Source organism: Streptomyces sp. CRN 30, assembly GCF_034105845.1.
The window spans coordinates 19,508-28,096 of sequence record NZ_JAVRHI010000098.1; the positions used below are offsets into that span (position 1 = coordinate 19,508).

At 71.0% G+C, this 8,589-nt stretch carries 8 protein-coding genes; 7 read left to right on the forward strand and 1 reads right to left on the reverse strand.

Features of this window, described 5'->3' with window-relative positions:
- The first annotated feature begins 60 nt into the window (after window positions 1–60).
- The 7 genes from UW392_RS09435 to UW392_RS09465 all read left to right on the forward strand — a co-directional run bounded on the left by UW392_RS09435 (window position 61) and on the right by UW392_RS09465 (window position 8,085).
- A complete protein-coding gene (locus tag UW392_RS09435; RefSeq protein WP_320774451.1) occupies window positions 61–1,422 on the forward strand; it encodes a sugar ABC transporter substrate-binding protein in 1,362 nt (453 codons plus the stop codon).
- 114 nt (window positions 1,423–1,536) lie between these two features.
- A complete protein-coding gene (locus UW392_RS09440; RefSeq protein WP_320774452.1) occupies window positions 1,537–2,322 on the forward strand; it encodes a rhamnogalacturonan acetylesterase in 786 nt (261 codons plus the stop codon).
- A 38-nt stretch (window positions 2,323–2,360) separates the two neighbouring features.
- Window positions 2,361–3,689, forward strand: coding sequence for a pectate lyase (locus UW392_RS09445; protein WP_320774453.1), 1,329 nt, complete (start codon window positions 2,361–2,363; stop codon window positions 3,687–3,689).
- A 75-nt stretch (window positions 3,690–3,764) separates the two neighbouring features.
- Window positions 3,765–4,871, forward strand: coding sequence for a pectinesterase family protein (locus UW392_RS09450; RefSeq protein ID WP_320774454.1), 1,107 nt, complete (start codon window positions 3,765–3,767; stop codon window positions 4,869–4,871).
- A complete protein-coding gene (locus tag UW392_RS09455; protein ID WP_320774455.1) occupies window positions 4,864–6,027 on the forward strand; it encodes a dienelactone hydrolase family protein in 1,164 nt (387 codons plus the stop codon). Before UW392_RS09450 ends, UW392_RS09455 begins: the two co-directional genes overlap by 8 nt.
- Window positions 6,028–6,092: 65 nt before the next feature.
- A complete protein-coding gene (locus tag UW392_RS09460) occupies window positions 6,093–7,202 on the forward strand; it encodes a right-handed parallel beta-helix repeat-containing protein (protein WP_320774456.1) in 1,110 nt (369 codons plus the stop codon).
- A gap of 79 nt (window positions 7,203–7,281) precedes the next feature.
- A complete protein-coding gene (locus UW392_RS09465; RefSeq protein ID WP_320774457.1) occupies window positions 7,282–8,085 on the forward strand; it encodes an HAD family acid phosphatase in 804 nt (267 codons plus the stop codon).
- Between the two features lies 1 nt (window position 8,086).
- Here UW392_RS09465 and UW392_RS09470 read toward each other — a convergent pair.
- Window positions 8,087–8,589: hypothetical protein (locus tag UW392_RS09470; RefSeq protein ID WP_320774458.1), on the reverse strand; the 503-nt coding region annotated here is incomplete at its 5' end.

An 8,589-nucleotide genomic window follows, 5' to 3' on the forward strand; every position in this document is an offset into this window, starting at 1 on the left:
CGCCCGCTCGATCCCAGCAGAACCGATCCCAGCAGAACCGATCCAGAAGAGAGCCGACCAATGAAGATCAGCATGCGCAGCAACAGCACGGGCAGGCGCCGCCTCCCGGCCGCCGTGGCCCTGGGAGCCGTACTGGCGCTGACCGCCACCGCCTGCGGGGACGACGGCAGCGGGTCGGGCGGCGGCGAAGGGGGCGAGGGCAGCGGCAAGGGGAAGATCACCTTCTGGGACAACAACGGCGGCGTCCGCACCGACATCTGGAAGGAGATCATCGCCGACTTCGAGAAGGCCAACCCGGACGTCGACGTCGAGTACGTGGGGATCGCCTCCACCGAGTACCAGTCGAAGGTCGACACCGCCATCCAGGGCGGCGGCCTGCCGGACGTCGGCGGGGTCAGCGCCTCCATGCTGGCCGGGTTCGCCGCGCAGAACGCGCTGGACCCGCTCGACGACCGGCTCGCCGGCTCCTCCCTGAGCGGCAAGCTCAACAAGGACATGGTCGAGTCGCTGAAGGCCGCCGGCGGCGGTGACGGCACGCTGTACTCGGTGCCGACCTCCGCCAACAACGGTGTCCTCTACTACCGCACCGACCTGTTCGACAAGGCGAAGCTGGAAGAGCCGGCCACGTGGGACGCCTTCTACGAGGCGGCCGAGAAGCTCACGAACGCCGGGGACAACGAGTTCGGGTACACCATCCGCGGCGGCGCGGGTTCGATAGCCCAGGCGCTCGACGCGATGTACGGCCAGTCCGGTATCACCTCCTTCTGGGACTCCTCCGGTGAGAAGACCACCGTCAACGACCCGAAGAACGTCGAAGGGCTGGAGAAGTACGCCGAACTCTTCAAGAAGGTCACGCCGGCCGCCGACCTCAACAACGACTTCACCAAGATGGTCGCCCAGTGGGACTCGGGCACGATCGGGATGCTCAACCACAACCTGGGTTCCTACCAGGACCACGTGAAGGCGTTCGGCGAGGACAGCTTCCGCGGCATTCCGCAGCCGATCGGGCCCGGCGGAAAGCGGGTCCAGGTCTCCAACCCGGTGGACGGGATCGGTCTCTTCAAGAGCTCCAAGAACAAGGACGCCGCCTGGAAGTTCATCGAGTTCGCGTCGTCGCACGAGGAGAACTCGAAGTTCAACGAGTCGGCGGGGCAGGTGCCGGCCAACACCGACGCGGCGAAGGACGCGTGGATCTCCGAGGCGGAGCCGACGAAGCTGGCCGCCGAGGCGTTGACGGACGGGTCCACCACCATCGTCCAGCTGCCCTACTACCTGCCGGACTGGAACACGATCTCCAAGGCCGACAACGAGCCGAACTTCCAGAAGGTGCTGCTGGGGAAGATGTCGGCGAAGGAATTCCTGGACACCATGGCGGAGCAGCTGAATGAGGCTCAGGCCGAGTGGAACGAGCAGAAGGGCTGAGTTCCGGTGCGGGGCGGCCCGTATTCCGCAGGGTGCGGGCCGTCCGTGGTTCTTCGCACAGTTCCCCGCGCCCCCAGGTGGGTGCGTTTCCTCCCCGCTGACAAGGAATTCCGCGTGTCCCTTTCCCGAAGGCAGGTCGCCGTAGCCGCTGTCGGCTCGGTGCCGCTGGTGTTCGCCGCCACCGGCACCGCGCAGGCCCGCGGTGGCCGCACCCTCCATATCGCCGGTGATTCCACCGCCGCGCAGAAGTACGCCGATGCCGCGCCCGAGACGGGATGGGGGACGGCACTTCCCTTCTTCCTCCGGAAAGACCTCCCCGTCGCCAATCACGCCGTCAACGGGCGGAGTTCCAAGAGTTTCGTGGACGAAGGGCGGCTCGACGCCGTGCTCCGGGTGATCCGGCCCGGGGACTTCCTCCTCGTCCAGTTCGCGCACAACGACGAGAAGGCCGAGGACCCCACCCGGTACACCGAGCCCTGGTCGACGTACCAGGAGCACCTGCGGCTGTACGTCGACGGGGCGCGGGCCAGGGGGGCGCGGCCGGTGCTGGCCACGCCCGTCGAGCGGCGGCGGTTCGACGCGGCGGGCACCGCGCTGCCGAGCCACGGCGAGTACCCGGCCGCGATGCGGGCGCTCGCCGCCGAGGAGGGCGTGGCGCTGCTGGACGTACAGGCGCTGTCGCTCGCGCTGTGGCAGCGGCTCGGCGTCGAGGGCACCAAGACGTACTTCAACTGGACCGACACCGAGCAGGACAACACCCACTTCAACCCGCCCGGCGCGATCGAGGTGGCCCGGCTCGTGGCGCGGGAGCTGATCCGCGCCCGGGTGCTCGGACACCGGGACGTGCGCCGGCTGGACGCGGAGATCCCCGCGTCCTGGATCAGCTGGCCCGCCGCCTGACCACCCACATGAGGACCGAGTACGAGGAGAGCCGCACCATGAGCACACAGAGATGGCATGGGCACGTCATAGGTAAGGGTGCCGTGCTGGCCGGGTGCACCGCGCTGGTGGTGGGTCTGACGGCCGCCGGTGCCCAGGCCCACCCGCAGCAGCAGCGGGACCCCGCCCGGCAGACGCTGCCCGCCGACGACGGCTGGGCCTCGTCCGGCACGGGGACCAGCGGCGGTGCCGCCGCCGACGCCGCGCATGTGTACACCGTCAGCACGTGGGCGGAGTTCAGGGCGGCCCTCGCCGCCGACCCCGGCGCCCCCAGGATCATCAAGGTCAAGGGCACCGTCGACGCCGTGTCCGAGGGCTGCGACGCCTTCGAGGCACCCGGCTACGACTTCGCCGCGTACCTGGCGGCGTACGCGCCCGAGACCTGGGGCTACGACACCGACCTGAGCGCCGAGCCCGACGACAGCCCGGAGGGGCTGCGGCGTACCTCCGCCGCGGCGCAGGACCAGGCCATCAAGGCGAACGTGCCGTCGAACACCACCATCATCGGAATCGGCCGGAACGCGCAGCTCAAGGGCGCCAGCCTGCAGATCAAGGCCGTCGACAACGTCATCGTCCGCAACCTCACCTTCGAGAGCCCCCTCGACTGCTTCCCGCAGTGGGACCCGACCGACGGCGACACCGGCAACTGGAACTCCGAGTACGACGCGGCGGTGGTGTACGGCTCCACCCACGTCTGGCTGGACCACAACACCTTCACCGACGGCGAGTTCCCCGACAGCGCCGCCCCGATCCACTTCGGAATGGTGTACCAGCAGCACGACGGGCAGCTCGACATCGTGCGCGGCGCCGACCTCGTCACCGCCTCCTGGAACGTCTTCACCGACCACGACAAGACGATCCTCATCGGCAACAGCGACAGCGAGTCGACGGCCGTCGGCGACCGCGGGAAGCTGCGGGCGACCTTCCACCACAACCTCTTCAAGGACCTGGTGGAGCGCGCGCCCCGGGTCCGCTTCGGCCAGGTCGACGTCTACGACAACCACTTCGTGGCCGACGACGACTACTCCTACAGCTTCGGCGTCGGCAAGGAGTCCGCGCTCGTCGCCGAGCACAACGCCTTCACCCTGCCGGACGGGATCAGCCCGGCCAAGGTGCTGAAGAAGTGGAGCGAGGCGCCGCTCACCGCCGCCCACAACCGGGTCAACGGCCGCACCGTCGACCTGATCGCCGTGCACAACGCGGAGATCCCGGCGGAGACTCTCCAGTCCGGCGCGGGCTGGACACCCACCCTGCGGACGAAGGTCGACCCGGCGAAGGCCGTCCCCGGTCTCGTCGACCGCGGCGCCGGCGCGGGCCGCCTGCGCTGACCCCCGCCCGTCCTCCCTGTCCGACCTCCCGGGGCGGTCCGCTCCCGCCCCGGGAGCCCCCGAAGGAGCACCCGCATGTCCCGTCCCGTCCCCTCCCGCCGAGGCTTCCTGCTGGCCACCGCCGCCGCGGGCGCCGCCCTCGGACTCGGCGCCGGCCCCGCGGCAGCCCGCCCGCGTCCCTTCGGCCGGTACGGTTCCCCGGCCGCCCGGCTCACCCCCGGCACCCTCTACGTCGACCCGCACGGCCGCGGTGACTTCACTGCCGTACAGGAAGCCGTCACCGCCGCCACCGGCACCGGCCGCACCCTGGTCCTCGCGCCCGGCACCTACCGCGAGACCGTTGCCGTCGACGCCTCCCGCACCGGCCACACCTGGATCGGCGCCTCCGAGGACCCCCGCGACGTCGTCGTCGTGTACGACAACGCCGCCGGCACCCCCAAGCCCGACGGGTCCGGCACCTACGGCACCAGCGGCTCGGCCACCACCACCGTCGCCGCCGACGGCTTCACCGCCCGCTGGATCACCTTCGCCAACGACTGGCTGCGCGGCGACAACCCCGACTACACCGGCACCCAGGCCGTCGCCCTCAAGGCGCAGGGCGACCGGTCCGCCTTCCTGCACTGCCGCTTCCTCGGCCACCAGGACACCCTGTACGCCGACACCCGCGACCTCTCCCTCTTCGCCCGGCAGTACTACGCCCACTGCTACGTCGAGGGCGACGTCGACTTCGTCTTCGGCCGGGCCACCGCCGTGTACGAGCACTGCCACTTCCGCACGCTGGTCCGCGACGACCTCGCGGCACCCCCGTACGGCTTCGTCTTCGCGCCCTCCACGGCCGGTGCCAACCCGCTCGGGTACCTGGTGACGGACAGCAGGATCAGCAGCGCGGCCCCCGACGGCTGGTACAAGCTGGCCCGCCCCTGGGTGCCCAGCTCCGACACGACCGCCCGGCCCATGCTGACCGTGCGCGACACCCGGCTCGGCACGGGCATCGACGCGGTCGCGCCGTACGCGAACATGCGCGACGCCTACCCGTGGCAGGAGCAGCGGTTCCGGGAGTACCGCAACACCGGCCCCGGCGCCGTGATCACCGTCCCCGAGAACCGGCCCCAGCTCACCCGCGCCGAGGCCGCCGCGCACACCCGCCGCGCCTACCTCGGGGAGTGGCGGCCGTATGCGTGACCACGTGGGGCGCCGGACGCTGATGACGGGCGCGGCCACGGCGGCCCTGCTCGCCGGGACCGGCGCGACGGCCGGACAGGCCCGCGCCGAGGAACTCGTCGGCGGCAGCCTCCCCGACTTCCACCCGGCCCTCAAGGCGGAGCTGCGCGCTCCCCTCGCCTGGGGCACCTCCCCGGTCCGGGACTTCCGGGCCTGGCGCAGGACCGCCCGCGCCAAGGTCGAGGAGCACCTCCTCACCGACGCGCAGGAAGGGGTGGAGTACGCCCCGGAGTTCACCGAAGGACCCGACGGCGACGGCTACCGGCGGCGGACGGTCACCCTCTCCCTCACCCGGTACACCCGCGTCCGCGGCAGCCTTCTCACCCCGCGCGGCCCCGGGCCCTTCCCGGCGGTGCTGCTCCTGCACGACCACGGCGCGAAGTTCGACATCGGCAAGGAGAAACTCGTCCGGCCGTGGGACGACGCGACCCGGCTCGCCTCCGCCGAGGCGTGGGCGGAGAAGTACTTCAGCGGCCGTTTCGTCGGCGACGAGCTGGCCCGGCGCGGCTACGCGGTGCTCTGCCTGGACGCCCTCGGCTGGGCCGACCGCGGCCCCGTCACCTACGAACAGCAGCAGGCCCTCGCCGCCAACCTCTACAACCTGGGCTCCTCCCTCGCCGGGCTCACCGCCCGCGAGGACGCCCGCGCCGCCGCGTTCCTCGCCGGTCTCGACGGTGTCGACGCCGGGCGGGTGGCGGCCCTCGGCTTCTCCATGGGCGCCTACCGCGCCTGGCAGACCGCGGCCCTCAGCGACAGCGTCGCCGCCGCCGTCAGCGTCTGCTGGATGACGGGCCTGAAGGAGATGATGGTGCCCGGCAACAACACGCTGCGCGGGCAGTCGGCGTACTACATGCTCCACCCCGGCCTGGCCCGGCACCTCGACATCCCCGACGTCGCGAGCATCGCCGCACCCCGGCCGATGTACTTCGTCGACGGCGAGCAGGACACCCTCTTCACCCCCGACGGCGTCGCGGCGGCCTACGCCCGGCTGCGCGCCGTCTGGGACTCCCGCCGCGCCGGGCACCGGCTGCGCACCGAGATCCGGCCGGGCGTCGGCCACGTCTTCACCCGGCCCATGCAGGACGAGGCGTTCGCCTGGCTCGACGCCGTCCTGTGATCCGTACCGTCCGTCCCCACCCGCACGACCGTCCGTCCCCACCCGCACGAGGAAGGACCCTCCCCATGGCCCGTCGTACCGCTCTCCTGGCCGCCGCCGCGCTCGCGCTCGGCACCGCGGCCGCCGTGCTCCCCACCCAGGCCCAGGCCGCCACCGTGGTCGTCAGCAACGTCACCGACCTGACGAACGCCGTCAAGAACGCCACCGCCGGCACCGTCATCCAGGTCCGCGGCGGCACCTACTACCCGACCGCGACCCTCCAGTCCACCGTCAACGGCACCTCGTCGTCGCCCGTCACCCTCACCGCGTACGGCTCGGAGACCGTGAAGATCGACGGGTCCAGCCTCCCCGACGGCGACTGGATCTTCAAGCTGACCGCCGACTACTGGAACGTCTCCAACATGACCTTCCAGAACTCCCCCGACAGTGCGGTCGTCTGCACCTCCTGCACCGGCACCAACTGGAGCAACATCAAGACCATCAACGGCGGCGACTCCGGCTTCACCCTCACCGGCGACGGCACCGTGAACAACACCGTCAGGAACATCGACTCCTACGGCCACTACGACGCCGCGAACCACGGTGAGAACGCCGACGGCATCGCCGTGAAGTACGGCTCCGGCACCGGCAACCTCATCACCGGCGCCCGCCTGTACAACAACTCGGACGACGGGCTCGACTTCTGGTCCTTCTCCTCACCCGTCACCGTCGAGCACACCTGGGCCTTCGGCAACGGCAAGAACCGCTGGTCGGACTCGGCGTTCGCGGGCGACGGCAACGGCTACAAGCTGGGCGGCGACGGCGAGGTGGTCGCCCACGTCGTCAACAACTCCGCCGCCTGGGACAACCAGGGCAGCGGCTTCACCGAGAACAGCAACACCGGCGCCATCGTCATCAACCGCACCACGGCCTACGCCAACGTCAAGTACGGCTACTACTTCGCCACCGGCGCGGCCCGCCTCGGCAAGAACCTCGCGGTGGGCAACGGCACCTCGGTCAGCAAGGGTTCCTCGGTCGTCTCGGCCGGCAACAACTGGGACTCCGGCATCGCCACGCCCGCCTTCGTCTCGACGGACGCCACGACCGCGTACAACGCCCGCGGTTCCGGCGGCACCCTGCCCGCGACCACCTTCCTGACGACGGGCAGCACCACGATCGGCGCGACCATGAACTGAGGGGCCGAGAGGCGCTTGACCCGCTTTTTGCCCGGCGGGTCTCGCGCCGACAGGGGTGACGCGCGTAGAAACCTGTGTCATGCATAAATCTCTGCGCATCGCGTCCGCCACCGCCGCCTGCGCCGTCGCCGGTGCCGTCCTGTACGGCGCCGGCGCGGCCGGAGCCGGCCAGTCCACGGCCAACTCCACCCACGAGCCCTACAACGTCGGACTGCTCCACACGGACATCGACACCTACTACGGCACCACCCAGGACGCGGACGGTGTCTACCAGGCGTCCCCGGACAGCCCGTACGCCAAGGACCTCGCCCGCATCGACAAGGCGGCAAGGGCGCAGATCGACCGAGCGGCCCACACGGCGGCGGACAAGCACCACAAGGGCGACCGGCCCGCCGTGGTCTTCGACATCGACGACACCGTGCTGCTCAGCCTCGACTACGAGAAGAAGAACAGCTACGGCTACTCCAGCGCGAGCTGGGCCGAGTACGTCGACCGCGCCGACCGCCCGGAGGTCTTCGGCACCCCGGAGCTGATCCGCTACGCCGAGAAGAAGGGCGTCGAGGTCTTCTACAACTCCGGGCTCGGCGAGTCCCAGCGCGCGGCGGCCGTCGCCAACCTGAAGAAGGTCGGCGCCGACGTGAACCTCGACACCGACCACGTCTTCCTCAAGGACAAGGCGGACCCGCCGTCCTACCTGAGCGCCTGCGCGACGCCGTCCGCCTGGACCTGCACCACCGTGCAGTACAAGGCGGGCACCCGGAAGCACATCGAGTCCCTCGGGTACGACATCATCGCCAACTTCGGCGACCAGTACTCCGACCTCCAGGGCGGCTACGCCGACAAGACGTACAAGCTGCCGAACCCGACGTACTTCGTGGAGTAGGTCAGGGCGTGAAACCGCCCGTCACCGACAGCTCCCGGGCGCGGGTGCCGCCGTACGCGGTCCAGTCGTCGCCGCTCGCGTCCCGGCCGCCGCGGTCGTGGTCGTACTGCCCGGCGAAGACCCAGGTGCCCGCCGGGACCGTACGGCCCTCCTTGAGCGTCCAGGTGTAGACGAGGAAGCCGGCGCGCTCGGCGACGTCCAGCGTGAAGTCGGTCTCCGGCAGCGACCGCCAGGCACCGGTCGAGGTGACCCCGCCACTCAGCGAAACGCGCAGCCGCACCGTGAGCGCGTCCAGTTCCGCGGCCGTCTCCAGCGTCACGTTGCTCTGCGCCCAGAACTCGTTGCTGTGCGGGTCCACCGCGCCGTCCGCCCTGAGCGGCCCGTCCTCGGCGGTCCCGGGGGAGGCGGACGGCGCGGGGACCGCCACCGACCGCTGCGCGGGCGGCTCGTCCCGCACCGCCTGGGTGACCGCCCGGCCGCCCACCGCGAGGACCGCGGCCACCG

Bases quoted from the DNA above. Each gene is read 5' to 3' on its own strand.
- UW392_RS09435 (WP_320774451.1), top strand. From the start codon at position 61: ATGAAGATCAGCATGCGCAGCAACAGCACGGGCAGGCGCCGCCTCCCG.
- UW392_RS09445 (WP_320774453.1), top strand. From the start codon at position 2,361: ATGAGCACACAGAGATGGCATGGGCACGTCATAGGTAAGGGTGCCGTG.
- UW392_RS09450 (WP_320774454.1), top strand. From the start codon at position 3,765: ATGTCCCGTCCCGTCCCCTCCCGCCGAGGCTTCCTGCTGGCCACCGCC.
- UW392_RS09455 (WP_320774455.1), top strand. From the start codon at position 4,864: ATGCGTGACCACGTGGGGCGCCGGACGCTGATGACGGGCGCGGCCACG.
- UW392_RS09460 (WP_320774456.1), top strand. From the start codon at position 6,093: ATGGCCCGTCGTACCGCTCTCCTGGCCGCCGCCGCGCTCGCGCTCGGC.
- UW392_RS09465 (WP_320774457.1), top strand. From the start codon at position 7,282: ATGCATAAATCTCTGCGCATCGCGTCCGCCACCGCCGCCTGCGCCGTC.